At 71.9% G+C, this 26,199-nt stretch carries 25 protein-coding genes; 7 read left to right on the forward strand and 18 right to left on the reverse strand.

Going from position 1 to position 26,199, the window contains the following annotated elements; translation table 11 throughout:
* Positions 1-70: 70 nt before the first annotated feature.
* The 11 genes from cofD to hemE all read right to left on the reverse strand — a co-directional run bounded on the left by cofD (position 71) and on the right by hemE (position 9,938).
* Positions 71-1,057 carry a 2-phospho-L-lactate transferase gene (gene cofD / locus AB2L57_RS16355; protein ID WP_292810175.1) on the reverse strand — a complete coding sequence of 329 codons (987 nt, stop codon included), beginning with the start codon at positions 1,055-1,057 and terminating at the stop codon, positions 71-73.
* Complete coding sequence (gene hemL, locus AB2L57_RS16360; protein ID WP_292810173.1) at positions 1,054-2,385, reverse strand: glutamate-1-semialdehyde 2,1-aminomutase; 1,332 nt, start codon at positions 2,383-2,385, stop codon at positions 1,054-1,056. Before hemL ends, cofD begins: the two co-directional genes overlap by 4 nt.
* A gap of 183 nt (positions 2,386-2,568) precedes the next feature.
* On the reverse strand, positions 2,569-3,552 hold the full coding sequence (gene hemB / locus AB2L57_RS16365; RefSeq protein ID WP_409047586.1) for a porphobilinogen synthase: 984 nt from the start codon (positions 3,550-3,552) through the stop codon (positions 2,569-2,571).
* Positions 3,549-4,349, reverse strand: coding sequence for a uroporphyrinogen-III synthase (locus AB2L57_RS16370; RefSeq protein WP_409047587.1), 801 nt, complete (start codon positions 4,347-4,349; stop codon positions 3,549-3,551). Before AB2L57_RS16370 ends, hemB begins: the two co-directional genes overlap by 4 nt.
* Complete coding sequence (hemC, locus tag AB2L57_RS16375) at positions 4,346-5,377, reverse strand: hydroxymethylbilane synthase (protein ID WP_409047588.1); 1,032 nt, start codon at positions 5,375-5,377, stop codon at positions 4,346-4,348. Before hemC ends, AB2L57_RS16370 begins: the two co-directional genes overlap by 4 nt.
* Positions 5,378-5,396: 19 nt before the next feature.
* Complete coding sequence (hemQ, locus tag AB2L57_RS16380; protein ID WP_292810164.1) at positions 5,397-6,116, reverse strand: hydrogen peroxide-dependent heme synthase; 720 nt, start codon at positions 6,114-6,116, stop codon at positions 5,397-5,399.
* Positions 6,117-6,178: 62 nt separating this feature from the next.
* Complete coding sequence (locus tag AB2L57_RS16385; RefSeq protein WP_409047589.1) at positions 6,179-6,481, reverse strand: hypothetical protein; 303 nt, start codon at positions 6,479-6,481, stop codon at positions 6,179-6,181.
* Positions 6,471-6,890 (reverse strand): phage holin family protein, encoded by a 420-nt coding sequence (locus AB2L57_RS16390; RefSeq protein WP_363331326.1) that lies wholly within the window; start codon positions 6,888-6,890, stop codon positions 6,471-6,473. The genes AB2L57_RS16385 and AB2L57_RS16390 overlap by 11 nt, the downstream gene beginning before the upstream one ends.
* Positions 6,883-7,272, reverse strand: a complete 390-nt coding sequence (locus tag AB2L57_RS16395; RefSeq protein ID WP_409047590.1) for a hypothetical protein — start codon at positions 7,270-7,272, stop codon at positions 6,883-6,885. The genes AB2L57_RS16390 and AB2L57_RS16395 overlap by 8 nt, the downstream gene beginning before the upstream one ends.
* Positions 7,273-7,386: 114 nt before the next feature.
* On the reverse strand, positions 7,387-8,901 hold the full coding sequence (hemG, locus tag AB2L57_RS16400; protein ID WP_409047591.1) for a protoporphyrinogen oxidase: 1,515 nt from the start codon (positions 8,899-8,901) through the stop codon (positions 7,387-7,389).
* The gene (gene hemE, locus AB2L57_RS16405) at positions 8,898-9,938 is read right to left on the reverse strand and encodes a uroporphyrinogen decarboxylase (RefSeq protein ID WP_409047592.1); all 1,041 of its coding nucleotides are present in this window, start codon (positions 9,936-9,938) and stop codon (positions 8,898-8,900) included. Before hemE ends, hemG begins: the two co-directional genes overlap by 4 nt.
* Positions 9,939-10,097: 159 nt before the next feature.
* Between hemE and AB2L57_RS16410 the strand changes: the two genes are divergently transcribed.
* From AB2L57_RS16410 to AB2L57_RS16420, 3 genes are all read left to right on the forward strand, one after another.
* A complete protein-coding gene (locus AB2L57_RS16410) occupies positions 10,098-11,387 on the forward strand; it encodes a glutamyl-tRNA reductase (RefSeq protein ID WP_409047593.1) in 1,290 nt (429 codons plus the stop codon).
* Positions 11,388-11,662: 275 nt separating this feature from the next.
* Positions 11,663-12,235, forward strand: coding sequence for an HhH-GPD-type base excision DNA repair protein (locus AB2L57_RS16415; protein WP_409047594.1), 573 nt, complete (start codon positions 11,663-11,665; stop codon positions 12,233-12,235).
* A gap of 4 nt (positions 12,236-12,239) precedes the next feature.
* A complete protein-coding gene (locus tag AB2L57_RS16420; protein WP_409047595.1) occupies positions 12,240-12,662 on the forward strand; it encodes a DUF1801 domain-containing protein in 423 nt (140 codons plus the stop codon).
* A gap of 304 nt (positions 12,663-12,966) precedes the next feature.
* On the opposite strand, the gene AB2L57_RS16425 is transcribed toward AB2L57_RS16420, so the two are convergent.
* Positions 12,967-14,352, reverse strand: coding sequence for a glycine--tRNA ligase (locus AB2L57_RS16425; RefSeq protein WP_409047596.1), 1,386 nt, complete (start codon positions 14,350-14,352; stop codon positions 12,967-12,969).
* A 122-nt stretch (positions 14,353-14,474) separates the two neighbouring features.
* On the opposite strand from AB2L57_RS16425, the gene AB2L57_RS16430 reads away from it, so the two are divergent.
* Positions 14,475-15,926 (forward strand): NAD(P)/FAD-dependent oxidoreductase, encoded by a 1,452-nt coding sequence (locus AB2L57_RS16430; RefSeq protein WP_292810147.1) that lies wholly within the window; start codon positions 14,475-14,477, stop codon positions 15,924-15,926.
* Between the two features lie 24 nt (positions 15,927-15,950).
* On the opposite strand, the gene menC is transcribed toward AB2L57_RS16430, so the two are convergent.
* Both menC and AB2L57_RS16440 read right to left on the reverse strand, forming a co-directional pair.
* A complete protein-coding gene (gene menC / locus AB2L57_RS16435) occupies positions 15,951-17,087 on the reverse strand; it encodes an o-succinylbenzoate synthase (RefSeq protein WP_292810145.1) in 1,137 nt (378 codons plus the stop codon).
* Positions 17,088-17,091: 4 nt separating this feature from the next.
* Entirely contained in the window at positions 17,092-17,787 is a 696-nt protein-coding gene (locus AB2L57_RS16440) for a GNAT family N-acetyltransferase (protein WP_292810143.1), read from the reverse strand.
* 117 nt (positions 17,788-17,904) lie between these two features.
* Here AB2L57_RS16440 and AB2L57_RS16445 point away from each other — a divergent pair, with 117 nt between their 5' ends.
* Positions 17,905-19,116, forward strand: coding sequence for an integrase (locus AB2L57_RS16445; protein ID WP_409046856.1), 1,212 nt, complete (start codon positions 17,905-17,907; stop codon positions 19,114-19,116).
* A gap of 89 nt (positions 19,117-19,205) precedes the next feature.
* Here the strand turns inward: AB2L57_RS16445 and AB2L57_RS16450 are convergent, their stop codons facing one another.
* A complete protein-coding gene (locus AB2L57_RS16450; RefSeq protein ID WP_292810141.1) occupies positions 19,206-19,985 on the reverse strand; it encodes an alpha/beta fold hydrolase in 780 nt (259 codons plus the stop codon).
* A 55-nt stretch (positions 19,986-20,040) separates the two neighbouring features.
* Between AB2L57_RS16450 and AB2L57_RS16455 the strand changes: the two genes are divergently transcribed.
* Both AB2L57_RS16455 and AB2L57_RS16460 read left to right on the forward strand, forming a co-directional pair.
* Entirely contained in the window at positions 20,041-21,366 is a 1,326-nt protein-coding gene (locus AB2L57_RS16455; RefSeq protein ID WP_292810139.1) for a peptide synthetase, read from the forward strand.
* Positions 21,367-21,464: 98 nt separating this feature from the next.
* Positions 21,465-22,904, forward strand: coding sequence for an MFS transporter (locus AB2L57_RS16460; RefSeq protein ID WP_292810137.1), 1,440 nt, complete (start codon positions 21,465-21,467; stop codon positions 22,902-22,904).
* Between the two features lie 15 nt (positions 22,905-22,919).
* On the opposite strand, the gene AB2L57_RS16465 is transcribed toward AB2L57_RS16460, so the two are convergent.
* The 3 genes from AB2L57_RS16465 to AB2L57_RS16475 all read right to left on the reverse strand — a co-directional run bounded on the left by AB2L57_RS16465 (position 22,920) and on the right by AB2L57_RS16475 (position 26,193).
* Positions 22,920-23,927 carry a sugar phosphate isomerase/epimerase gene (locus tag AB2L57_RS16465; RefSeq protein WP_292810135.1) on the reverse strand — a complete coding sequence of 336 codons (1,008 nt, stop codon included), beginning with the start codon at positions 23,925-23,927 and terminating at the stop codon, positions 22,920-22,922.
* 192 nt (positions 23,928-24,119) lie between these two features.
* A complete protein-coding gene (locus tag AB2L57_RS16470; RefSeq protein ID WP_292810133.1) occupies positions 24,120-24,911 on the reverse strand; it encodes an IclR family transcriptional regulator C-terminal domain-containing protein in 792 nt (263 codons plus the stop codon).
* Positions 24,912-25,023: 112 nt separating this feature from the next.
* On the reverse strand, positions 25,024-26,193 hold the full coding sequence (locus AB2L57_RS16475; protein WP_409047597.1) for a thiolase family protein: 1,170 nt from the start codon (positions 26,191-26,193) through the stop codon (positions 25,024-25,026).
* Positions 26,194-26,199 lie beyond the last annotated feature (6 nt).

Below are 26,199 nucleotides of genomic sequence, written 5' to 3' on the forward strand. Positions count from 1 at the left end.
GACGTGTGCCGCGGGGGATGGGCGGGCAGCGCGGCGCGGCGTCAGCGAGTGCAGCGCGGCGCGGCGGGCGTCAGCGCGCGAGATCCGCGGCGAGCGCGAGGGCGTCGGCCGCGAGCCGCGCGGAGGTGTCGGCATCCGACATCCACAGCGGCACGACACGCGAACGGATGCCGAGGGCCTCGACCGCGGGTGCGAGCTCCGCGTCCTCCTCGGCGATGAGCCACCCATCCAGCACCCCGCCGACCGAGCGGGCCCCGTGCATGCCGGCGACGCCCGACGCCGAACACTCCACGCCGACCGCCCGCAGGCAGACCTCGGCCATACCGCGCACAGCCGAGCCCCCGATGATCGGCGACACCCCGACGACCGCGGCCGAGGTGGCGCGCAGGGCCTCGTGGATGCCGGGCACGGCCAGGATCGGACCGATCGAGACCACGGGGTTCGAGGGGGCGACGAGCACGACATCGGCCTGCGCGATCGCCTCGGCGACACCCGGTGCGGGCGGCGCGGCCGCGATCCCGGGGTTGTCGAAGCGGACGGGCTCGAGCGCCGCGCGATGGCGCGTCCACCACTCCTGGAAGTGCATCTCGCGCACCTGTGCACCCTCGCGCACCGTGACGATCGTGTCGACCTCCGCCTCGGTCATCGGCAGGATCTCCGCGCCGAGCGGCCAGCGCGCGCTCAGCCTGCGGGCGACCTCGGCGGCGCCGATGCCCTCGCGCAGCCAGCCGGTGCGCGCGAGATGGGTTCCCAGGTCGAGGTCGCCGAGCGTGAACCACGGCCACCCGGCCCCCCACGCGTGCAGTTCCTCGGCGACCCGCTCGCTCTCGCCCGCCCGACCCCACCCGCGCTGGGCGTCGTTGACACCGGCGAGGGCGTAGAGCAGCGAGTCGATGTCGGGCTGCAGCCGCACCCCGGTCATCCAGATGTCATCGCCCGTGTTGGCGATGATCGTGATGCGCGCATCGGGTTCGGCGGCGCGCAGCAGGCCCCGCAGCCCGACAGAGAACTTCGCCCCACCGACGCCGCCGGCGAGCACCACGATCCGACGGCTCATGCTGCGGGCGGGGTTGCGGCGGCGGACGCGTGCGCGGCGGCGGGCAGGGCGCCGAGCACGCGCTCCAGGGCCTCGTCATCGTGCGCCGCGGTGAGGAACCACGCCTCGAAGACGCTCGGCGGCAGCGAGACGCCGGCATCGAGCATCGCGTGGAAGAACGCCGGATAGCGCCATGCCTGCTGCGCCTGCACGCCGTCGTTGTCGAGCGGCGCGACCGCGGCGAAGGCGACACCGAAGAGGCTGCCGGCCCGCGGCACGACGTGCTCGACGCCGGCGGCCGAGAGGGCCTCGCCGAGAGCAGTGGCCACGGTGGATGCTGCCGCGTCGACCCGCGCGTACACCCCGGTGTCGGCGTGACGAAGTGTCGCAAGACCCGCCGCGACGGAGAGTGGATTGCCCGAGAGGGTGCCCGCCTGGTAGACGGGTCCGAGCGGGGCGAGGCGGTCCATCACATCGGCCCGCCCACCGAGCGCCGCGAGCGGCATGCCCCCTCCGACGACCTTGCCGAAGGTGAACAGATCGGGGGTGTACCGCTCACCGGCTTCGGCCTGGAGGCCCCAGTAGCCGGCGGGGTGCACCCGGAAGCCGGTCAGCACCTCATCGATGATGAGCAGGGCCCCGTGCTCGTGGGCGATGTCGGCGAGGGCGGCGTTGTAGCCCGGCAACGGGGCGACGACGCCCATATTGGCGGCGGCGGCCTCGACGATGATCGCGGCGATCCGGTCGCCGTGCACCGCGAACACCTCGCGCACGGCGCCGAGGTCGTTGTAGGGCACCACGAGGGTCTGCGCCGCGACCGGGGCGGGCACTCCCGCGGAGCCGGGAAGGCCGAGGGTGGCAAGGCCCGATCCCGCGGCGGCGAGCAGCCCGTCCGAGTGGCCGTGATAGTGGCCGGAGAACTTGATGAGGAGGTCGCGGCCCGTGTAGCCGCGGGCCAGGCGAATGGCCGTCATCGTGGCCTCCGTGCCTGTGGAGACCAGGCGCACCTTCTCGACGGGGCGATCCTCGCCCACCGAGACGCGGTGGGCGATCAGGTCGGCCAGTTCCACCTCTCCCTCGGTCGGGGCGCCGAACGACAGCCCACGGGTCGCGGCCTCACGAACCGCCTCGACGACGGCGGGATGCGCGTGACCGAGCAGCGCCGGGCCCCACGATGCGACGAGATCGACGAACTCGCGGCCCCCGGCATCCGTCACATACGCACCGCGCGCCGACGCGAGGAACCGCGGCGCCCCACCCACCGATCCGTACGCCCGGACGGGGGAGTTGACCCCGCCGGGGATCACGGTGCGGGCGCGCGCGAACAACTCGTCATTGCGATCGGTCATGGGTTCCATTCTCCCCCGCCGCACGCGCTCGAATGCCCGTCGGGGCGACGTTGGGGCGTCGGGGCGACGTTGGGGCGCGGAGCAGCACGCCCCAACGCAGTTCTGACGCCCCAACGACACGAGCGCAGACAATCGGACGGGGCCCGGACGGCCGGCGGCCGGCGGCGCCGGTGAACACACCCGCTAGAGCGACTCGCGCAGCCAGCCCGCGGCCTCGACGGCGGCGTAAGTGAGGATGGCGTCGGCACCCGCGCGCCGGATCGCCAGCAGCGACTCGAGCATCACACCGCGCCCGTCGATCCACCCGTTGGCGGCCGCGGCGGCGATCATCGCGTACTCGCCCGACACCTGGTACGCCCACACCGGCACGTCGACGGCGGCGCGCACGTCGGCGAGCACATCGAGGTAGGGCAGGGCGGGTTTGACCATCACGATGTCGGCGCCCTGCTCGACGTCGTCGAGCGCCTCGCGCACACCCTCGCGCCCGTTGGCGGGGTCGAGCTGGTAGGTGTGCCGGTCACCGGTGAGCTGGGAGTCGACCGCTTCACGGAAGGGCCCGTAGATGGCCCCCGAGTACTTGGCCGAGTACGCCAGGATCATCGTGTCGGTGAAGCCCGCCTCATCGAGCGCACCACGCACGGCGGCCGTCTGACCGTCCATCATGCCCGACAGGCCGAGCATGGCCGAGCCGGCGCGGGCCTGCGACAGCGCCATCGACGCGTAGCGCTCGAGGGTCGCGTCGTTGTCGACACGGCCTGCCGCATCCAGCACCCCGCAGTGCCCGTGATCGGTGAACTCGTCGAGGCAGAGATCGGTCTGCACGACCAGGGCGTCGCCGACCTCCGCGACGACGGCACGGGTGGCGACGTTCAGGATGCCGCGCTCGTCGTCCGCGCAGGAGCCCACGGCGTCGCGCTCGGCCGGCACCCCGAACAGCATGACTCCACCGATGCCGGCGGCTGCGGCATCCGCGACCGCCCCGCGCAGGGAGTCGAGGGTGTGCTGCACGACTCCGGGCATGGACGAGACGGGCTGCGGCTCGTCGATGCCCTCGCGCACGAACATCGGCAGGATCAGCTGGGAGGGCAGCACGTGCGTCTCGCGCACGAGCCGACGCACCGCGGGCGACTGGCGCAGACGCCGAGGACGATGCGTCGGGAACGTCACAGCTGCACCTCGTCGGCGGCGTGGGGCAGGGCGAGGCGGGACACGGCCTCGATCAGCGCGCCGACCGTCTGCCTCTCGGCGATCACGTCGACGTCGAGCCCGGCCCGTCGGGCGTCCTTTGCGGTGCGGGGACCGATCGCGGCGATCACCGTCTGCGCGGGGATGTCGGGAAACTGCAGGTGCACCTGTTCGGCGACCGACCCGCTCGTGACCAGGATCGCGTTGATGCGACCGCTCGCGACGTCCCTCGCGATGCGATCGGTGACCGGGACCCCGACCGTGCGGTAGGCGACGACCGACCGCACATCGTGCCCGGCCTCGACGAGCATGCGGGTGAGCACGGGCTTGGCGATCTCGCTGCGCAGCGTGAGGATGCGGCGGGGCTCCGGCTCGAGCCCGATCATCTGTTCGGCCATGCCGGCCGCCGAGTTGTCGCGCTCGGGCACGAGGTCGACGCGATAGCCGACCGCCTGCAGGGCTGCGGCGGTGGTCTCGCCGACCGCCGCGATGCGCGTCTCGACCGGGATCTGCACCCGGTGGGCGTAGAGGACGTCGACGGTCGTCGCGCTCGTCACGGTGAGCCAGTCGAAGTATCCGGCCTGCAGGTCTTCGAAGGCCGTGTCGAGGGTCGCCTGGTCGCTCGTGGGCGCGAAGTTGATCAGGGGCGCCACCACAGGGGTCGCCCCCTGCGTGCGCAGCGATGCGGCGACGCCATCACCCCACGGACCGCCACGGGGAACGAGCACCCGCCAGCCGCTGAGGGGCTTTCCCGCCTTGTGGTCGACCTGTGCGTTCATAGCGATGACTCTCGTGACACGAAGTCGCCGGCCCCGCGTTCGAGGAGTCGGCGTGCGATCGCCGACCCGATCAGCGCAGCATGCGCGGTCGGGTCCGCGCTGTCGGCGACGTTCGCGCCGTTGCCGTCGCCCGATTCTCGAATATACCCCTTCGTCAGGGACTCCGTTCGGTCGAGGCCGATGCGTGCGGTTCCCCCCGGGGCGTAGACGACGGCGCGCACCCGCACCTCGTCGCCGTCGACGGCGGCGTGGATGCCGACGGGGGCGTGACACCCCGCCTCGATGCCCGCGAGGGCGGCGCGCTCGATCGTGACGGCGGTGCGGGTGTCGGCGTGTTCGAGAGCAGCGACCGCATCGCGGACGACGGCGGGTGCGTCGTCGCGGATCTCCACGGCCAACGCGCCCTGTCCCGCGGCCGTCGGCCACTCCGCCAGTCCCAGAGGCTCGAAGTGCAGATCGGCGGCGGATCCGGCGCCCGGCACCGGCCCGTCCGCCGCCGCGTCGACGAAGAGCCCGAGCCGCGCGAGTCCGGCCGCGGCGAGCACGACGGCGTCGAGGTCACCGTCGCGCACCCGACCGAGCCGCGAATCGACGTTTCCGCGCAGATCGCGGATGTCGACCCGCGGGGCGCGACGATGCAGCTGCGCGACCCGTCGCGGCGATCCCGTGCCCACCGTCCCGCCGACGGGCAGCTCCCCGAGCGAAGGCCCGCGGGTGACGACCACATCGCGCGGATCTTCGCGCACCGGGGTCGCGCCGATGCGCAGGCCGGGGGCGGATGCTGTCGGCAGATCCTTGAGCGAATGCACGAGCAGATCGCACTCCCCCGCGCTCAGCGCCTCGCGCAGGCGGGTCGCGAAGACCCCGGTGCCGCCCAGCTGCGCGAGGGAGGCGCGGTTGATGTCACCCTCGGACACGATGGGCACGAGCTCGACCGCGATGCCGGTGGCCGCGGTGATCGCCTGGGCGACATGCCCGGATTGGGCGAGCGCGAGCGCGCTGCGCCGAGTACCGAGCCGCAGGGTCACCGGCTCGACCGTCCGCGGATCACTGGAGCACCTCGGGCACCTCGTCGAGGCGAAGCCGGCGTCCGGTGAAGAACGGCACCTCCTCGCGAACATGGCGGCGTGCCTCGGTGGCCCGCAGGTCGCGCATGAGATCGACCAGCTCGATCGGATCGTCGGCCTCGAGCGGCAGCATCCACTCGTAGTCGCCGAGCGCGAAGGACGCGACGGTGTTGGCGAGGACCCCGCGGAAGGCGGCGCCCTTGCGCCCGTGCTCGGCGAGCATGCGACGCCGCTCCTCTTCGGGAAGCAGGTACCACTCGTAGCTGCGCACGAACGGGTAGAGGCAGAGCCACCCCTTGGGGTCGATTCCGCGCAGGAACCCGGGAACGTGCTGGCGGTTGAACTCCGCGTCGCGGTGCACGCCCATCGCGTTCCACGTGGGCAGCAGGTTCTTCAGCAGCTCGGTGCGACGGAGGCGGCGCAGATCTCGCTGCAGCGCCTCTGCGGTGTCGCCGTGCAGCCACACCAGCAGGTCGGCGTCGGCGCGCAGGCCGCTGACGTCGTAGAACCCTCGGACCGTGACACCGCCCTCTTCGATGAGACGGACGATGTCTTCGAGCTCGGTGGCGTCGACCTCGGCGACCGGTCGGTCGGGGTTGCGTCGCCAGACCGCCCACAGGGCGTAACCCGACGGTCCTTCGACGGGATCATCGGCGGGAGTCGGGAGGGAGGTCGGTTCGGGCGCAGAGCTCTCCGTCATCAGCCCAGTCTCACGCACACGACCGTCTGCGCCAAACGGCTGCGCCGCGCGGCGCACAGGATTCAGTGCCGCGGCGCGGTGTAGGCGCGCACGGCGCCCCAGACGGCGACACCCACAACGACGGCGACACCCACGACGACGACGGTCGCCGCCGACGGGTTGCGCTGAGTGAACGCTCGCGCCTTGGTCACTGCGCGGTCCGAGGCCCGCTGCAGCCGACGGGGGACGTTCGCCTTCTCCTCGATCGCCGCGAGCGCGGCCTTCAGCTCGGCGCGCGCCTGCTCGACCGGGTCGTCGAACTGCGGCACGAGCGTGCGCGGCAGCGACACCAGCAGTGAGTCGGGTCGGGGCTTGTCAGAACTCATCGCGAACCTCCCGGACGATGCTCACGTCTTCTTTGGCCGCGTGCAGCGGACTCTCGCGGCGCGAGGCCTTGCGGAAGCGCGCGAGGCCGAGCAGCACGAGAACGGCGATGATCAGCAGCATCCCTGCGCCGATGACCAGTGCCGACAGCCAGACCGGCCACACCGTGGCAAGACCCGCGATGGCCGCCGTGCCGAAGACGGGGACCGACCAGAACAGCACGAACAGGGCTCCGACGAACCAGCCGGATCCGATGCCGTAGTCCTTCGCCGTCTTCGCGACCCAGGACTTCGCCTGGTCGACCTCGGCGACGACCAGATTGCGCACCAGCTCGGGCACGTCGCCGAGCAGGGTGAACAGACTGTCGTCCGCGCGATCGCGCAGGCCGCCGCGGCCCGCCACCTCAGGCACCGCCGCGGGCGACGCCCTCGGCCTCGTCGAGCGCCTCGGCGGCCTTGTCGGCCAGGTCGTCGGCCGTCTTCTGCGCGGCCTTCTTCACATCGGCGGCGCTCTTCTTGCCGGCCTGTTTCGCCGCGTCGACGCGCTCGGACGGGGAACCCTTCTGCGCCGCGGCCTTGGTCACCTTGACGGCGCCGTCCCAGACGGCCACCGGAACGGCGGCGACGGCGGACTTCGCGAAGTCCTTCGCGCGGTCGACCTGATTCTGCACCGGCGTGAGGTTCCACACCTTCTGGGCCTGGCCCTTGATCTGCTCGTACCGCTCGCGGCCCGCACGGGCCCCCAGCACGTAGCCCGCAGCCAGGCCGATCACGAGTCCTGCTTTGCCCTTCATCGAGGGCCTCCTCACGCTCTTCTTCGCCGGAAATGTCGTTCGGTCGCTCCAGCGTAGCCCCGTATGCCGATTTCGGCATCCACCCTTGACAGCGGGCGCTTCGTGGGGGCGGGTTCAGCCCCAGAGCAGCTGTGCGCGCGTGCGTTCGGCCTCGTCGCGGGCGTCGGGGACGACCTGGGCGAGGCCCGTGCCCGCGATCCAGGCGCCCACGACCGCGAGCCCCGGCACGGCGTGCACCTGCGTGCGCACCGCGGCCACGCGGGCGGCGCGACCGATGACCGATGCCGGCTGGCTCTGGGCATACCGCTCGATGTGGCCTGCGACGACGTCGCGCGCGGAGAGATCGACGCCGAGCAGCTGCGCGGCCTGCTCGCGGGCCAGGTCGATCGCTGCGGCCTCGTCGAGGTCCTCCGTCGCCGGAGGTTCACCCTGGCTGCCGAACGAGACGCGCACGACGTGCCGATGTGCACTCGCCGCGCGCGCGGCCTCGCCGACCCAGGCCCACTTGGCGCTCGCGTGCGTCAATGCCTTGGCGCGGTGCGAACCCGGGACGGTGAGCACCCCGGATCCGCGCGGCGCGGCGTCGAGGGCGGGGGTGTCGAGCACGAGGGTGACGACATCGACGACGGGCGGCTCATGGTCGGGTTGCGGGGCAAGACTCGGCACCGCGGGTGCGAGGAGGGCTCGCGCGACGGTCTCCTCGGTCGCGACGATGACGGCGTCGGCGGCGATCGCCGGGGCAGCGGCGTCGCGGTTCTCCGGCGCATCCTCGAGCACGGTCACGCTCCACCCGGGACGGTCATTTGCGCCGTATGCTGCGCTCAGGCCGTCGACGCGCGCGCCGGTGCGGATGTCGACACCGAGTCCGACGAGTCGCGCGTGCAGCGCGTCGACGAGCGACCGCATCCCGCCGACGAGACCCTCGACGGCCGACCCGGGCGCGAGGGCCGGATCGCGCTCGCCCCGGAGCACGGCGACCGCGCCGCTCAACGAGCCCACCCGGGTCAGCGCGGCGTTCAGTCCCGGGGCGGCCGCGTCGACGTCGATCGTGTCGGGCTCGGCGGAGTACACGCCCTGAACGACCGGGGCGACGAGTCGCTCGAGCACCGCCCGCCCCATCCGCGAGCGCACGAGCGCACCCAGGCTGTGCTCGTGTCCGATGGTGAGCACCGGACGCAGCCGATCGAGATACGCGCGCCAGCTGCCCGACCAGCCGATGACGCGACGGACCTCGGGCGCGAAGGGGTTCTCCGGGATGCCGAGCACGCCGCCCGCGGGCATCGGAGCCGCCCCCACCCCGGGGATTCCGGCCAACCACGCCCGCCCGCCCGCGGGCACGACGACCCGGTCGGCGAGCCCGAGCTCGGCGATGAGGGCGCGCACGGAGCCGCCGCGGGTCGCGTAGCTCTCGGCGCCGACGTCCAGGGTCAGACCCCCGACATCCGCAGTCCGGATCGCGCCGCCCAGCCGCTCAGCGGCCTCGAGCAGCGTGACCCGCATGCCGACCTTCGCGCACTCGAGGGCGGCGACCATGCCCGAGACGCCCCCGCCGACGACGACGACGTGGGTCTCGGCGGCACGGGCGCGCAGCGCCGCGGCGTCGGGGACGGAGTCTTGCGCTTCGGTCACGACGCCTCGGCGTGCACGAGCTCGACGATGCGCGTCAGCACGTCCGGGTCGGTATCGGGGGGCACGCCGTGGCCGAGGTTCACGATGTGCGCGCGCGCCGCGCGTCCGCGGTGCAGCACATCCCGCACGTGCGCCTCGAGGACCGGCCACGGGGCCTGCAGCAGGGCCGGGTCGATGTTGCCCTGCACCGTCGTGTCGGGTCCCAGCATCCCGGCCGCCTGATCCAGCGGCACCCGCCAGTCGGCGCCGACGGCGTCGGCGAGCCCGTGCAGGCGCATGTCGGGCAGGATCGGTCCCGTGCCGACGCCGAAGTGGATCAGCGGCACCCGACCGTGCACTCCGCCCAGGGCCGTGCGCGAGTGCGGCGCCGCGAACGCGCGGTAGTCCTCGGGGGAGAGCGAACCCGCCCAGGAGTCGAACAACTGCGCCGCACGGGCGCCCGCGCGCACCTGCACATCGAGGAAGGCCGCCGCGACACGGGCCAGCCAGTCGGCCAGCCGATGCCAGCTGACGGGGTCGGCGTGCATCATCGCGCGGGCCCGTAGGTGCTCCTTCGAGGGCCCACCCTCCACGAGGTAGGCCGCGAGCGTGAACGGCGCGCCCGCGAAGCCGATGAGGGGAGTGTCGCCGAGTTCGGCGGTGATGCGCGCGATCGCCTCGGCGACGGGCGACGCCGCAGCCGACACTTCGGCGGGGTCTCTCGCCGTGAGCGCATCCACGTCGGCGGCACTGCGGACCGGCTCATCGAACACGGGGCCGCGGCCGGGCACGATCTCGACCTGCACCCCTGCGAGGCGCAGCGGGACGACGATGTCGCTGAAGAAGATCGCCGCGTCGACGCCGTGCCGGCGCACCGGCTGGAGCGTGATCTCGGATGCGAGGTCGGGATCGAGACAGGCATCCAGCATCCGCGTGCCGACGCGCAGGTCGCGGTACTCGGGCAGCGAACGTCCGGCCTGACGCATGAACCAGACGGGGGTGCGCTCGGGTCGTTCGCCGCGCAGGGCGCGCAACAGGGGCGCATCGGTGTGGGGCATGCCCTCCATCCTCCCATCCGCACCGGCGCGCGCACCCGTCGCGGTAGCTCGATCACGAACGATCCCCGGCGGACATTCGGGACCAGGGGGTAAACTGGGGGTGTGTTGCTGTGCGTCACGGCGAGTCACAAGACCGCCGGCTTCGATCTCCTCGAACGGTTGAGCGTACACACGACCGACATCGCTCCCCTGATCGCGGAGCATGACTCGTGCGTACGCGGTGCCGTCGTGCTCGCGACCTGCAACCGCTTCGAGGCCTACATCGACATGGACGAGCCGGTCACGGCGGCAGGCGCCGTCGGCGTCGAAGCCGCACTGACCGCCGTCGAAGCCGCGACCGGAGTGGCGGCCGATGAGTTCGACGGCTCCTATCGCGTGGTCGTCGGCGAGAGTGTCGCCGAGCATCTGTTCGCGGTCGCGTCCGGCCTGGAGTCCGTCGTCGTCGGCGAGGGCGAGATCGCCGGGCAGGTGCGGCGCGCCCTCGGCGAGGCACGCAAGCACGGTACGTCCTCGGGCGAGCTCGAGCGCCTCTTCCAGCGCGCGAGCGAGGCCCAGCGCGGAGTCAAGAACGCCACCGCCCTCGGTCGCGCCGGCCGCTCGCTCGTGCGGCTCGCGCTCGACCTCGCAGACAGCCGCGTCACCGACTGGGCCGCCCTCGACGTGCTGCTGGTCGGCACCGGCGCCTACGCGGCCGCGACCCTCGCCGCGCTGCGCGACCGCGGCGCCGAGCGCATCACCGTCTTCTCCCCCTCGGGTCGGGGCCACAAGTTCGCGACCAAGCACGGTCTCGCCTGGGTCGACGGCGACGCCTATCCGCGCGCCGCGGCGGACGCCGACCTCATCATCACGTGCACCACGGCCGAGCACCACGTGCTCGATGCGGGCGTGCTGCGCCGGGGTCGCGCCGACTCCGCCGCCGAGGCCCCGATCTCCCTCGCCGCCGCCGGAGGCTGCCCGATCGCGCGTCAGGGGCCTCGCCGCCTCGTCGTCGACCTCGGGCTGCCCCGCAACGTCGACCCCGATGTGGCCACGGTGTCGGGCATCGACCTGCTCGATCTCGAGACCATCCGTCTGCACGCGCCCCTCGAAGAGCTGCAGGCGACCGATGCCGCCCGCGAGATCGTGCGCGACGCGGCCCGGCGCTTCGTGGCGCACGGAGAGCGCCAGAGCCTCGCGCCCGCGGTCGTCGCCCTGCGCGAGCACGTCTTCGGCGTACTCGAGGACGAGATCTCGCGCGTGCGGGCCCGTGGTGATGACGGCCGCACCGAGCAGGCAATGCGTCACCTCGTCGGCCGTCTGCTGCACACCCCCACCTCGCGTGCGCACGATCTCGCGGCGCAGGGCCGCGCCGCCGACTACGTCGCGGCGCTCGGCACGCTCTTCGGCATCGACGTCGCGCCGGCTGCGCCCGCAGAGCCCGCCGTGGCCGTGGACGCCGCAACGGCCTGAGCCGGCAGGGCGGGTGCTGATCCCGGTCGGTGCCTGATCCGGTCGGCGGCTGCTCCGGTCGGCGGCTGCTCCGGTCGGCGGCTGCTCCGGTCGATGCCTGATCCGGTCGGCGCCTGCCCCGCTCGGCGGCCCGGCACCGATCGGCTCCCACCGGCCGATTCTGCACAACACTCCGGAAGGTCGGGCGGTTCGACGCCGTTCCCGCAGCCACAGCGCGCGGATCATCGCGATCCTCCGGAGTTCTGTGCCGCCGCGGGCGATGCCAGACTTGACCCATGCCGCTGCACATCACCGGAGACCCGGCAGCCGACGAGCTGCTGAGCACCGACCCCCTCGCCCTGATCATCGGGATGCTGCTCGATCAGCAGATCACGATGGAGGCGGCGTTCGCCGGACCCGCCAAGATCCGCGACAGGGTCGGCGCCCTCGAGGCACCCGCTATCGCGTCCTACGACCCGGAGGCGTTCGTCGAGGTCTTCCGCCAGACGCCGTCGGTGCATCGTTTTCCGGGTTCGATGGCGGCGCGCGTGCAGTCGCTGTGCACGGCGATCACCGATGAGTGGGACGGCGACGCCGCCGCGATCTGGACCCGCGGCGAACCCGACGGCCCCGAGGTGCTGCGCCGCCTCAAGGCCCTGCCGGGCTTCGGCGACCAGAAGGCCAAGATCTTTCTGGCGCTGCTCGGCAAGCAGTACGGGTATGCGGGCGGAGGCTGGCGCGCAGCATCCGCCCCCTACGGCGACGAGGACTCGCATCGCAGCGTCGCGGACATCACGAGCGCCGAATCGCTGGCCAAGGTGCGCGAATTCAAGAAGGCGATGAAAGCCGCCGCGAAGCAGAAGGACTGACCGCATGAAGATCACCGGAGGCGACGTCGACGCGTTCGTCGCAAAGGTCACCCCCGCGGCGCGCCGCCGCGACGCCGAGGCGCTGCTCGCCCTGATGCGCGAGGTCAGCGGGCGTGAGCCCGAGCTGTGGGGCACGATCATCGGCTTCGGCAGCTGTCACTACCGCTACCCGACAGGCACCGAAGGGGACTCGCCCATCATCGCGTTCGCCCCGCGCAAGCAGGCCTCGACGCTGTACCTGCTCGACGGCATCCAGGCGCACGGCGAGCGGCTGGCCGAGCTGGGTCCGCACTCGACCGGGGTCGGATGCCTGTACCTGTCCGACGTCGCCGCCGTCGACCCGACGGTGCTGCGCGAGATCGTCGCGGCGTCGCACGCCTTCGTCACCGGCGGCGGGGACTACGCGCAGCTCACCGTCACAGCCTGACGGGCCGGCGCGCCCCGACGTGCCCACCCACTTTTGGGACGTCGGCGCGCGCGACGTGCCCGCCGTGGGGCGTCAGCGCAACCGTGGGGCGCGCAGCAGCACGCCCCAACGTGATTTCAACGCCCCAACCCGCGAAGACCGGGGCGGCGAGGGACGTCAGCACGCGCCCAACCCCGCGGTGGGGCGTCAGCGCAACCGCGGGGCGCGCAGCAGCACGCCCCACGGTGATTTCAACGCCCCAACGCAAGAGACAGGGGCGGCCGACGCACCGCGAGCCCGGCGAGCGGGCGATGGATGCTGCAGCTCAGGCGCCGCGCAGGCGCTCGGCGAGATAGCCGTGCAGTGCCTCGAGGGGCACGCGCTCCTGGTTCATCGTGTCGCGATCACGCACGGTGACCGCGCGGTCCTCGAGAGAGTCGAAGTCGATCGTGACGCAGAACGGCGTGCCGATCTCGTCCTGCCGACGGTAGCGGCGGCCGATCGCTCCGGCGTCGTCGAAGTCGATGTTCCAGTCGCCCCTCAGGTCGTCGGCGACCTCGCGCGCGAGGGGCGAGAGCCGCTCGTTGCGCGAGAGCGGAAGCACCGCGACCTTGACGGGCGCGAGGCGCGGGTCAAGGCCCAGCACCGTGCGCGTGTCGGTGCCGCCCTTTGCGTTGGGCACCTCCTCCTCACGGTACGAATCGACGAGGAACGCCATCATGGCGCGGGTGAGGCCGAACGAGGGCTCGATGACGTACGGGACGTATCTCTCGCCGGTCGTCTGGTCGAAGTACGACAGGTTCTGTCCGGACGCCTCGGCGTGGCTCGAGAGGTCGTAGTCGGTGCGGTTGGCGATGCCCATCAGCTCGCCCCACTGCTTGCCGGGGAACCCGAAGGCGTACTCGACGTCGATCGTGCCCGCGGAGTAGTGGGCGCGGTCCCCCTCCGGCACGTCGTACCGGCGCATGTGGGCCGGGTCGACACCGAGGTCGATGAACCAGTTCCAGCAGGCCTCGACCCAGTGCTCGAACCACTCCTGCGCCTCGGCCGGGGGCACGAAGTACTCGATCTCCATCTGCTCGAACTCGCGGGTGCGGAAGATGAAGTTTCCGGGAGTGATCTCGTTACGGAAGGCCTTGCCGACCTGGCCGACGCCGAAGGGCGGCTTCTTGCGCGACGCGGTGACGACATTGCCGAAGTTGACGAAGATGCCCTGCGCGGTCTCGGGGCGCAGGTAGTTCAGTCCGGACTCGTCGTCGACGACGCCCAGGTAGGTCTTCATGAGGCCTGAGAACGCCTTGGGCTCGGTGTACTGCCCCTTCGTGCCGCAGTTCGGGCAGGGCACCCCGGCGAGTCCCCCCTCGGGCGCGCGACCCTTGCGCGCCTCGAAGTCCTCGACGAGGTTGTCGGCGCGGAACCGCTTGTGGCACTGCAGGCACTCCACGAGCGGGTCGGTGAACGTCGCGACGTGACCCGACGCCTCCCACACGCGCTTGGGCAGGATGATCGAGGAATCCAGCCCCACCATGTCCCCACGGCCGCGCACGAACGTCTGCCACCACTGGCGGCGGATGTTCTCCTTGAGCTCGGTGCCCAAAGGCCCGTAGTCCCACGCCGACCGCGATCCGCCGTAGATCTCGCCCGCCTGGAAGACGAACCCGCGGTGGCGGGCGAGGGCGATCACTTTGTCGAGGCGGGACTGCTCGGCCACGGTGGCTCCAATGGTCGGGATGCTGGGGTTCGCGGATTCGCGGGCGCGGCGAGCGCCGCGACATACCGTTCGATCCTACCCGTCGGCCCCTCAGCGCCCGCGTCGCCCCTAGCATCGAGAGCATGACGGAGCGCGAGTTCGATCTGATCGTCGTCGGTGCCGGAGCGGTGGGGGAGAATCTCGCCGATCGGGCCGTGCAGGGGGGCCTGTCGGTCGCCATCGTGGAAGCCGAGCTGGTCGGCGGCGAGTGCTCGTACTGGGCGTGCATGCCGACGAAGGCGCTGCTGCGCCCGGGCTCGGCCCTGCGTGCGGCGCGGCGTGTGCCCGGGGCGCGCGAGGCTTTCGACGGTCTGCCGGATGCGACGCAGGCGCTGCGCTTCCGCGACGGTGCGACGTCCTCGTGGAGCGACGCCGGACAGGTGTCGTGGCTCGAGGGTGCGGGCATCGAGCTCGTCCGCGGGCACGCGACGCTCGACGGCGAGCGCCGGGTTCAGGTCACGACCGCGGCGGGCGAGACCTCGACCCTCGTCGCCCGCTCGGCCGTCGCCCTGTGCACCGGCAGCGCGGCGATGATCCCCGGCATCCCGGGCCTGTCGGAGGCGGCACCGTGGACGAACCGCGAGGCCGCTGCCGCGCAGCGGGTGCCGAATCGCCTGGTCGTGATCGGGGCGGGGGTCGTGGCCACCGAGTTCGCGACGGCGTTCTCCTCCCTGGGCTCCGCCGTGACGATGCTCGTGCGCGGTGGGACGCTCCTGACCGGCAACGAGCCCTTCGCCGGCGAGCTGGTCGCCCAGGCCCTGCGCGAGGCCGGCGTGGGCATCCGCACCCACACCGAGGCGACGTCCGTCCGCCGCGCGGACGACGGCGTGCACCTCACCCTGACCGACGGCGAGGAGATCGTCGCCGACGAGGTGCTCGTCGCCACGGGGCGCCGCCCGCGCACCGAGTCGCTGGGGCTCGAGACGATCGGGCTGGAGCCCGGCGCCGCGCTCTCCACCGACGACACCCTGCGCGTGCTCGGCCCCGACGGTGAGCCCATCGACTGGCTCTATGCGGCGGGCGATGCCGCCGGGCGGGCGCTGCTGACCCACCAGGGCAAGTACCAGGCGCGGGCGGCGGGTGACGTCATCGCCGCGCGGGCCACGGGAGGCGACGTCGACGACGCCCCCTGGGGCCGCCACGTCGCGACGGCCGATCACGCGGCCGTCCCCCAGGTCGTGTTCACCGATCCCGAGGTGGCCGCAGTCGGCCTGACCGAGCAGCAGGCACGGGATGCCGGCATCCCGACGCGTGCCGTCGAGTACGACATGTCGTGGCTCGCAGGCGCGACGGTGCACGCCGAGGGCTACGTCGGGTGCGCGAAGCTCGTGATCGACACCGAGCGCGGGGTCGTGGTCGGTGCGACCTTCGCCGGGGCGGATGTCGCCGAGCTGCTGTCGTCGGCGACGATCGCCGTGGTCGGCGAAGTGCCGATCCATCGGCTCTGGCACGCCGTGCCCGCGTACCCCACCCTCAGCGAGGTCTGGCTGCGCCTGCTCGAGGAGCTCGGACGAGAGACGGCGCTCTCGTCCTGACCGACCCCGTGCCGGCGGGCCCGCTCAGCCGCGGCGCACGATCTCGCGCGCGACCGTGACCTCGTCGAGGGCGACAGCGTCGATCTCGACGCCGATCCCCGGCCCGGACGGCACCCGCACGTGGCCGTCTTCCAGCACCGCGGGCTCGGTGACGATGTCGCGCAGGTAGAAGCGCGACGAGGCCGACACATCGCCCGGCAGGGTGAAGCCGGGCAGGGCCGCCAGCGCCGCGTTGGCCGCCCGTCCGATACCCGTCTCGAGCATGCCGCCGCACCACACCGGCACCCCTGCGGCCTGGCACAGGTCGTGGATGCGCACCGCCTCCAGATATCCCCCCACCCGCCCCGCCTTGATGTTGACGATGGATGCCGCGCCCAACGCGAGCGCGTCCACGGCGGCCTTGCGCGAGGTGATCGATTCGTCGAGGCACACGGGGGTGCGCAGCGTCCGGGAGAGCGTGGCGTGGTCGACGAGGTCGTCCTCCTGCAGCGGCTGCTCGATGAGAAGCAGCCCGAACGCGTCGAGCTCGGCCAGCGTGGCGGTGTCGCCGAGCGTATAGGCCGAGTTGGCATCCACCTGCAGAGGGATGTCGCCGAAGGCCGCCCGGACGGCGGCCGTGTCGCCGATGTCGCGACCGGGCTTGATCTTGATCTTGATGCGCCGGTAGCCCTCGTCGAGGTAGCCCGCAACGGCGTCGACGAGGGCGGCGGGATCGCGCTGCAGCCCCACCGAGACCCCGGAGGGCACCCGATCGACGACGGCACCGAGATACGCGCCGAGCGCTGCGCCCTCGGCGTGCAGCGACGCGTCGAGCACGGCGAGCTCGAGACCCGCCTTGGCCATGCGGTGTCCCACGAAGGGCTCGAGCACGCGGCCGACATCGTGTGGCGGGACCGCGGTCTCGCTCAACAGTGCCGGGATGAGGTGACGTATGCAGACATCCCATGCCCCTTGCGTGTACTCGCTCGAGTACAGCGGAGCGGCCTGCGTGACGATCTCGCCCCAGCCCTCGCCGTCGGGGCTCACAGCGCGCACGACGATGACCTCGCGCACGGCCTCGGTGCCGAACGACGTCGTGAACGGCGAGACCAGGGGCAGGTGCAGCACCCGCAACTCGATCGCATCGAGGGCGACGGGTGGCAGGGCCGCGGGATCGGTCATGGCGTCAGCGCGCGGGGCGGGTGAAGAGGTAACCTCGGGCGCTGTCGAACCCGCCGATGACGAGCCCGTCGCCGAGATGTCCGAGGATGGCCTCGCGCACCCGGACCCGCCAATCGGCGGCCGCCGCCTCGCTGCCGCGCCGCACCGCCTCGATGTCGGGCGGGATCGGCACGGTCGCCACGATCTCATCGTCCGCGGGAGTCGGTGCGGGGGGCGCCGCGAGCGCCCAGGTGACCATCAGCCGATCAGTCTCGTCGCCGCGGTTGAGGCCGTCGTCCATCGCGCCGTAGTGGTTGACCAGGTACTCCACCGCGCGGGTTCCGAGCACACGCAGATTGAAGTGGGCGTTGCGGGCCACGAGCGGGTCGAAGGTCCACGTGATGTGGCCGACATCGCGTGCGAACGCCCATTCGCGCTGATGACCCTTGAGCAGACGCCCCCAGCCCTGACCCTGATGGTCGGGTACGACGCCGGTGATGTGGGAGTGCATCGCGCGCAGCGCCGGAGCACCGAAGAAGCCGACCGAGGCGCCCACCATGTCGTCGTCGTCGAAGACGCCCACGACGTAGTTGCCGGAGTGCTGCAGGGCGCGCAGCACCGATGCCGGCATCACATCGCGGCCTCCGCCCCACACCCGCTCGAGCATGATCGAGGCCTCGATCATCTCGTCCATCGTCGTCAGTTCCCGGACCGATCGCATGATGCCAGTCTGTCGCGCCGCGCCCGCGGGCGCACCTCCGCGACGAGACTCAGCTAAAAGGTCCGGGAAGGGCTGCGCGTGCCTCACGTAGGAATGTCCGCGTAGTTCCCTGGGGTGATGAGCAGGGAGTTGTCGATGGCGGCGCGCCGTGAGATCACGAAGAAGTTCGCCCGCGAGTATGCGAAAGCAGGCAAGGAAGAGAAGGGCCGGCTGCTGGACGAGCTTGTGCACGCGACAGGCTGGACGCGTGATCACGCGCGCCGCGCGATCCGTGCCGCGAACGCACGCAAAGGTGCCGCGCGCGATCAGCAGCGTAAGCCGCGTGAGCGGAAGTACTCCTACGATGCGCTCGTGGTGCTGCAAGAAGTCTGGCGGCTGTCCGGGCAGCCGTCGGGAAAGTACTTCGCGGCGATCATGGACGACACCCTCGAACGCCTCGTCCGCTTCCGTGAGCTCGGCAAGGTCGAGCAGCGGGTCACACCGGAGGTGCTGGACGAGTTGCGATCGATGAGCGCCGCGACGATCGACCGGTACCTGAAACCGCACAAGGACGCCGCCTACCCGGTCGCGGTCTCGGGCACGAAGCCGTCCCACATCCTGCGCTCTTCGATCCCGACGCGCACCAGCATGGACGCCCCGCTGACCGTCCCGGGGTTCCTGGAGCTGGACACCGTCGCGCACTGCGGCCACTCCCTCAAAGGCGAGTTCCTGCGCACCCTGACCGGCACCGACCCGGTCGCGGGGTGGACGATGCTGCGCACGATCCGCAACAACGCCTACGTGCACGTGCACGGCGCCCTGGAATGGATGGTGAAGAACGCGCCCGTCCCGGTCGCCGGGCTCGACTTCGACAACGGATCCGAGTTCATGAACTGGGGCGTGATCGCCTGGGCGGACAAGAAGGAGATCCCCGTCACCCGGGGGCGTCCCTACAAGCACAACGACAACGCGCACGTCGAGCAACGCAACGGCGACTGGGTCCGCAAACACGCGTTCCGCTACCGCTACGAGACCGAGGCGGAGATGACCCTGCTCAACGAGCTCTGGGATTTCGTGATGGCCCGCAAGAACCATCTGCTGCCCTGCGTGAAAGCGATCGACTGGACCCACACCGCAGCCGGCCGGAAGAAGCGCGTCTACGACAAGCCACGTACCCCCTACCAGCGGTTGCTCGACGCCGGTGTGCTCGACGAGAAGACCCGCGCCCGACTGGAGCGCGAGCATGCGAAGCTGAACCCGGCACGGATCACCCGACGGATCAACCAGATCCAGCAACAACTCATCGAACTCGCCGCCGCCCGCACCCAGGGCACCCGCCCCGCCGCCTGAGCTACGCGGACATTTCACGTGAGGCAAGCATCACTCACTCCCGGACATCTTGACGTGAGGCAAGACGCTCCGACCCGAGCGGGATGTGCTCAGCCGGCCGTCGCGACGTGTTCGGCGAAAAGCCCCGGCCAGGCCATCACGCCGTAGGGCGTGCGGGCGATCGCGATGCGGCTGCGCGGGATGAGCTCGTGCAGCTTGTTGGCCGTCTTCACCGGGTGGGTGCGATCGCCGATCCACGCGAGGATGAGCGTCGGCACGACGATGCCCGCCACGGCGGCCTTCGTCGGGAAGTCGGTCGCGGCGGCGCCGCGCAGCACCGTCGGCAGCAGGTGCTCGGGCACGGCCGGGCGCGTGAGCGGCGCATCGGCAAGAGCCGGCGGCACGGGGGCGGTGCTGCCCTGCTCGACGAACGCGCCGAGCCCCTCCTGCTCGACCAGCCGGGCGTTCTCGAGGTAGGTCGCCGCCTGTGCGCGACGCGAGGCCCAGGCGGTGGGGGGCACGACGAGGGTGAGGCTCGCGAAGCGCTCGGGATCGCGCAGCGCCGCGTGCAGCAGCGTGCCGGTGCCCATCGACGGACCGACGCCGTGCACGCGCTCGCCCGGTGCGACATGGTCGACGAGGGCGAGCAGATCGTCGGCGAGACGATGCCAGCGGTAGTCGTCGGCCTCGCCGCTGCCGGTCGATCCGCCGTGACCCCGCGCGTCGTAGCGCAGCACACGATGCCCGCGCAGCGCGCGACCGAGATCGAGGCCGAGCTGCGCGTCACGGGCGCGCGAGGAGGTGAGTCCGTGCAGCTGCACCACAAGGGGGCCGGAATCGCCCGTCACATCGAAATCGAGCATGGCATCCCCGACGGCGAGCTGGGGCACGGGACCTCCGTTTGCGTCATGAGCGCGAGATGTAAGACCCCTAGACTACGGCGCCATGCGCCTGACGAATGTCGCCCAGATGGCCCTGCCGCAGGGCACGCTGCACAGCTACGCCGTGCGCACGTCCGGTGTGCGCGGCCGCGCCCTGCCGCTCTCGTTCGATCAGCGCCGACACGTGGGCGAGGGTGATCGGCCCGGATCGTGGATGGCGATCGCGTTCCGGGCGCCGATCGGAACCGATCCCGACGCCCTCGCGGTCGCGTGGCACGCGGTGATCTCACGGCACGGCACGCTCGGCACCGTCTTCGCACGCGACGACGCGGGGGGCCTGACCCTGCACGAGACCGAGATCGTCGGCGGGGAGTGGCGGCAGCATCCCGTGCCGTCGGGAGCGTCGACGAGAGATGCGCTGCGCGCGGTGCTGGATGGCGCGTGCGCGCCGTTCGCGGAGCCCTCGCATCGGCTGTGCGTCGTGCTGCCCGAGCCGGGTCACCGACCGGGGGACGAGGACGGGGACATCGACGCGGCGGACGAGCGCCCGGTCGTCGTGCTGGGCGCTGACCACGCGCACGTGGACATGTGGTCGCTGCTCGTGCTCGCCCGCGACGTCGTCGCGATGCTCGAGGACGACGGCGGCGCCGCCGAGCGGGCCGCGTCGTTCGCCGAGCACTCGCAGCTGCTCGAGGCGATGCCCGCCGCGCCGGAGGACGTGCGCTCGCGCTGGGCCGAGATCCTGCAGGCGGGTGACGGGCTGATGCCCCGCTTCCCCCTGCCCCTCGGCGACCTCTCGGTGCCGCGGCGCGAGATCGTCGAGGTGCGCGACGTGCTCGACGCCGACGAGACGGCGCTGTTGGAGGAGCACGCCAGGGCGCACGGGGTGCGCATGACGGCGTGCGCCCTGGCGGTGATCGCGGATGTCACCCGGCGTCTGGCCGATGCCCCGCTGCGCGCGGTTTTTCCGGTGCACAGCCGGCACGAGCCGCGCTGGCACGACTCGGTCGGCTGGTTCATCACCAACTCCGTCATCGAGATCGAAGACCCCACCCCGCACGCCGGGGCCGCAGCCGTGAAAGAGGCGCTCGCCCTCGGCTCGCACCCCCTGGCACCCCTGCTCGCCCCCTACGGCGGCATGCCGCAGGCGCCGGGCATGTTCGCCATCTCGTGGCTCGACACGCGGCGACTCCCCGCCGTTCGCCCCGGGATGTCGATCCAGTACGTCTCGGCGGTGATCGACACCGACGGCGTGATGATCTGGTTCATCGTCAACGACGAGGGGCTGCACCTGCGCTGCCGCTACCCCGACACCCCCGAGGCGCGCGCGAGCGTCGGGACGTGGCTGGACGGGGTCGAGCACGGGCTGCGCGGCCTGCTGTCGAGCTGAGGTGCCGGGCGCCGGCATCCCGGAGCGCCGCGGGCGTCTCGTCCCGGCCTCCGGCAGACGCGGCCCGCGTACCCGACGGCCCCCGATAGCCTGAGCGGATGGGTTCGGATGAGGATGACAGACGTCGCCTCACCCGCCGGACCCCGCAGTGGGCGATCGTCGCGGTGCTCGCCCTCGGCGGACTCTGCGCATCGTTCATGTACACGCTCGTCGTGCCCATCCAGGCGAAGCTGCCCGAACTGCTCGACGCGCCCCGCGAAGACACCGCCTGGGTCGTCACCGTCACCCTGCTGACCGCGGCGGTCGCGACACCGATCTCCGGGCGCCTCGGCGACATGTACGGCAAGCGGCGCATCGTGCTCGTGCTGCTGGCGCTGCTCGTGCTCGGATCGCTGATCGCGGCACTGTCGACCTCCATCGGCGGCGTCATCGTGGGCCGGGCGCTGCAGGGGGCGGTGACGGGTGTCGTGCCCCTCGGCATCTCGATCCTGCGCGACGTGCTGCACCACGACCACCTCGGCACCGCCGTGGCGCTCATCAGCGCGACCATGGGCGTGGGTGGCGCGATCGGCCTGCCCGTGAGCGCGATCGTGACCGAGCGCGCCGACTGGCACGTGCTGTTCTGGCTCGCCGCAGGCCTCGGCGTGGTCGTCTTCGTGCTCGTGCTGTGGATCGTCCCGGTCAGCGTGCTGCGGGTCGCCGGGCGCTTCGACCACCTCGGCGCGGCGGGCCTCGCGGCGGGCCTGATCGGGGTGCTCCTGGCCATCTCCCGCGGCAATGAGTGGGGCTGGGCCTCGCCCGCCACGCTCGCCAGCGGCCTCGGCGGGGTCGTCGTGCTGCTCGTGTGGGGTCGCTACCAGCTGCGCACGGCCGAACCCCTCCTCGATCTGCGGGTCGCCGGACGTCGCCCCGTCCTGCTGACCAATCTCGCCTCGATCGGCATGGGATTCGCCCTCTTCGGCTCGAACATCGTGTTCCCGCAGATGCTCGAGCTGCCGGTCGAGTCGGGCTCCGGCTTCGGGCTCTCCCTCATCGCGGCCGCGTTCGTCGTGATGCCGGCGGGCCTGATCATGATGCTGCTCTCCCCCGCCGCCGGATGGCTCTCCCGCGTCTTCGGCCCGCGGCTGCTGTTCACCCTCGGAACCGTCGCGGTCGTGTGCGCCTATGCCTTCGTGCTCCTGCTCTCGAGCGAGGTCTGGCACATCGTCGTCTCCAACGCGCTCGTCGGCGTCGGGATCGGTCTCAGCTTCGCGGCCATGCCGATGCTCATCATGCGCGCCGTCCCCGCCGAGGAGACCGGCGCCTCCAACGGCCTCAACGCGCTCTTCCGCTCCGTCGGAACGAGCAGCGCCGCGGCCGTGCTCGGCGCGGTCCTGGCCTCGATGTCCGCTCCCTTCGAGGGCGTGCCCGTGCCCACCCCGCAGGCGTTCCAGCTCAGCTTCTGGCTGGCCGGGGGCGCCGCGGTGGTCGCGCTCGTGCTCACGCTGTTCATCCCCAAGCACGCGTCGCCGATGCGGCATCCCTCGATCCCGGAGTAGGCCCGGGCCGCCGGGCTACTGCGTGCTGAAGGCGGCGTCGAAGGATGCTGCGGGTGGGTCCCAGAGCAGGGTGCGCACGTACTGCAGGGCCTGGGCTGCGCCGTGCAGGCGGTCCATGCCCGCGTCTTCCCATTCGATGGAGATGGGGCCGGTGTAGCCGATCGCGTCGAGGGCGCGGAAGGAGTCCTCCCACGGCACGTCGCCGTGTCCGGTGGAGACGAAGTCCCATCCGCGGCGCGGGTCGCCCCAGGGCAGGTGGGAGCCCAGGACGCCGGCGCGGCCGTTGTGCGGGCGCAGGCGGGTGTCCTTGCAGTCGACGTGGTAGATGCGGTCCTTGAAGTCCCAGATGAATCCGACGGGGTCGATGTTCTGCCACATCATGTGGCTGGGGTCCCAGTTGAATCCGAATGCCTCGCGATGCTCGATCGCCTCGAGCGCGCGCACGCTGGTCCAGTAGTCGTACGCGATCTCGCCCGGGTGCACCTCGTGCGCGAATCGCACGCCCTCACCGTCGAAGACATCCAGGATGGGGTTCCAGCGTGCCGCGAAGTCCTCGTAGCCGGCGTCGATCACCGCCTCGGGCACGGGCGGGAACATCGCCACGTACGGCCAGATCGAGGAGCCCGTGAAACCGACGACCGTGTCGACGCCGAGCTTGCGGGCCACGCGCGCGGCGCGGGCCATGTCGTCGGCGGCCCGCCGCCGGACACCCTCGGCATCCCCGTCGCCCCACACGTACGGACGCAGGATCGCCTCGTGACGAGAATCGATCGGCGCATCGCACACCGCCTGCCCGGCGAGATGGTTCGAGATCGCGAAGATCCCCAGCCCGTGCCGATCCAGGATCTCGAGCCGCGACCGCAGGTACGCGTCGTCCTCATCAGCACGCCGCAGATCGAGGTGATCACCGGATGCCGCCACCTCGAGCCCGTCGTACCCCCACGACGCCGCCAGCCGCGCGACCTCCTCGAACGGAAGATCGGCCCACTGGCCGGTGAACAGAGTGACGGGATGCTGTGTCATGACAACGAGCTTTCCATGCCCGGGGTCCGCAGGGTGATCAGGGCCCGTGTTCGCTGCCGCGCTACCGGCCGCGGTCGCGACCCGAACCCACACTTTTGCAGCGAACCACCACGCGACGATCGTCGGCTCGCTGCAAAAGTGTGGGTTCGAGGACGGGCGGCGGACGGGCGGGCCCGCGAGCCGCTCGCCCGATCAGACCAGGCGCAGCTCCGAATCGATCGCGGCGGCGGTCGAGAGCACGGCGGGGACGTACCGCTCGATCAGGTGCTCCACCGTGTCGCGGGTCGCACTCGATGACACGTTGATGGCCGCGATCACCCGTCCCGCCCGGTCGTGCACCGGCGCCGCGACGGAGCGCAGGCCCTGCTCGAGCTCGCCGTCGACGAGCGACCACCCCTGGGCGCGCACCCGGTCGAGCTCGCTCTCGAGGGCGGTCGGATCGGCAACCGTGCGTGAGGTCAGCGCGTCCAGCGGCGCCGCGCGCAACACGGCATCCGCCTCGGCGTCCGGGAGGCCCGCCAGGAGCACCCGGCCCAGGCTCGTGGCGTATGCCGGAAAACGGGTGCCGATCGTGATGCGCACGCTCATGATGCGACGAGTGGGCACGCGGGCGACGTAAACGATGTCGGCGCCGTCGAGCACCGCCGCCGACACGCTCTCGTCGACCTCGCGCGAGAGACGCTCGAGGTGCGGCTGCACGACCTCGGGAAGCGACAGCGAGGAGAGATAGCTGAAACCCAGCTCGAGCACGCGCGGAGTCAGCGCGAAGTCGCGGCCGTCACTGCGCACGTAGCCGAGGGATGCGAGCGTCAGCAGAAAACGGCGGGATGCTGCCCTGGTCAGCCCCGTGCGACGGGCGACATCGCTCAGGCTCAGCTCGGGATGCTGGGCGTCGAACGCCCGGATCACCGCGAGCCCGCGGGCGAGGGACTGGACGAAGTCGCCCGACGCGGCAGCATCCTCCACGGGTCCGGGATCGGTCACCGCGTCATCCTCTCATTCGCGGGACGCGCCCTTCGACGGGGTCAGGGCGCGTCCGGGATCAGGGCGCGCCCGGGATCAGAGCGCGTGGCGCTTCCCGACGGCGTGCGTGCTCTCAGCGCTCGAGGACGACCGCGAGCCCCTGGCCCACGCCGATGCAGATCGCCGCGACGGCGACTCCGCCGCCCCGGCGCTTGAGCTCGTGTGCGGCGTGCCCGATGATGCGGCCGCCCGAGGCGCCGAGCGGGTGCCCGATCGCCAGAGCCCCGCCGTGGATGTTGAGCTTGTCGGGATCCAGGTCGGGCCATCCCGCGAGGCACGCGAGGCTCTGCGAGGCGAAGGCCTCGTTCAGCTCGACGAGATCGACATCGGCCCAGGCCTTGCCCGCACGGGCCAGCGCCTTGTTGGCCGCCTCGATCGGCGCGATCGGGAACTGGTCGGGGTCGACCCCGTGCGAGGCCCGCCCGACGATCCGCGCGAGCGGCTCCGCCTCGAGCGCCCCCTCGCGGCCGATGAGCACGGCGGAGGCGCCGTCGTTGATGGAGGACGAGTTGCCCGCCGTGACCGTGCCGTCGGCGGCGAACAGCGCACGCAGACCGGCGAGCTTCTCGACCGACGTCTCGTCGCGGATACCCTCGTCACGCGCCAGCTCGGCCCCGGGCACCTGGACGATCTCGCCGTCGTAGACGCCGGCGGCCCAGGCCTCCGCGGCCAGGCGGTGCGAGCGCACCGCGAACTCGTCCTGAGCCTCGCGCGAGATGCCCCATTCGCCCGCGATCTTCTCGGCGGACTCTCCGTTGCTGATCGTCCAGTGCTTCGGGAGCGCCTTGTTGACCATGCGCCATCCGATCGAGGTGTTCCACAGGGTCTGATTGCCGACACTCGGCCACGGCTTCGGCGACTTCTCGACCACGAACGGGGCACGGCTCATCGACTCCACGCCACCCGCGAGGATGATGTCGGCGTCGCCCGCCTCGACGGCGCGCGAGCCCTGGATGACCGCCTCGACCGACGATGCGCAGAGTCGATTGACCGTGACCCCGGTGACGCTGGTGGGGAACCCCGCGAGCAGCGCACCGAAGCGGCCGACGTTGCGGTTGTCCTCGCCGGCCTGATTGGCGTCGCCGAAGATGACGTCCTCGATCCGAGCCGGATCGACACCGGTGCGCTCGACTGCGGCGCGCATGACGACGGCGGCGAGGTCGTCGGGCCGGACGCCCGAGAGGGCGCCGCCGGCACGACCGAACGGCGTGCGGACGGCATCGAAGATGAAGCTGGCGGTCATGGAAGT

The organism is Microbacterium sp. HA-8, assembly GCF_046111165.1.
Taxonomy (GTDB): domain Bacteria; phylum Actinomycetota; class Actinomycetes; order Actinomycetales; family Microbacteriaceae; genus Microbacterium.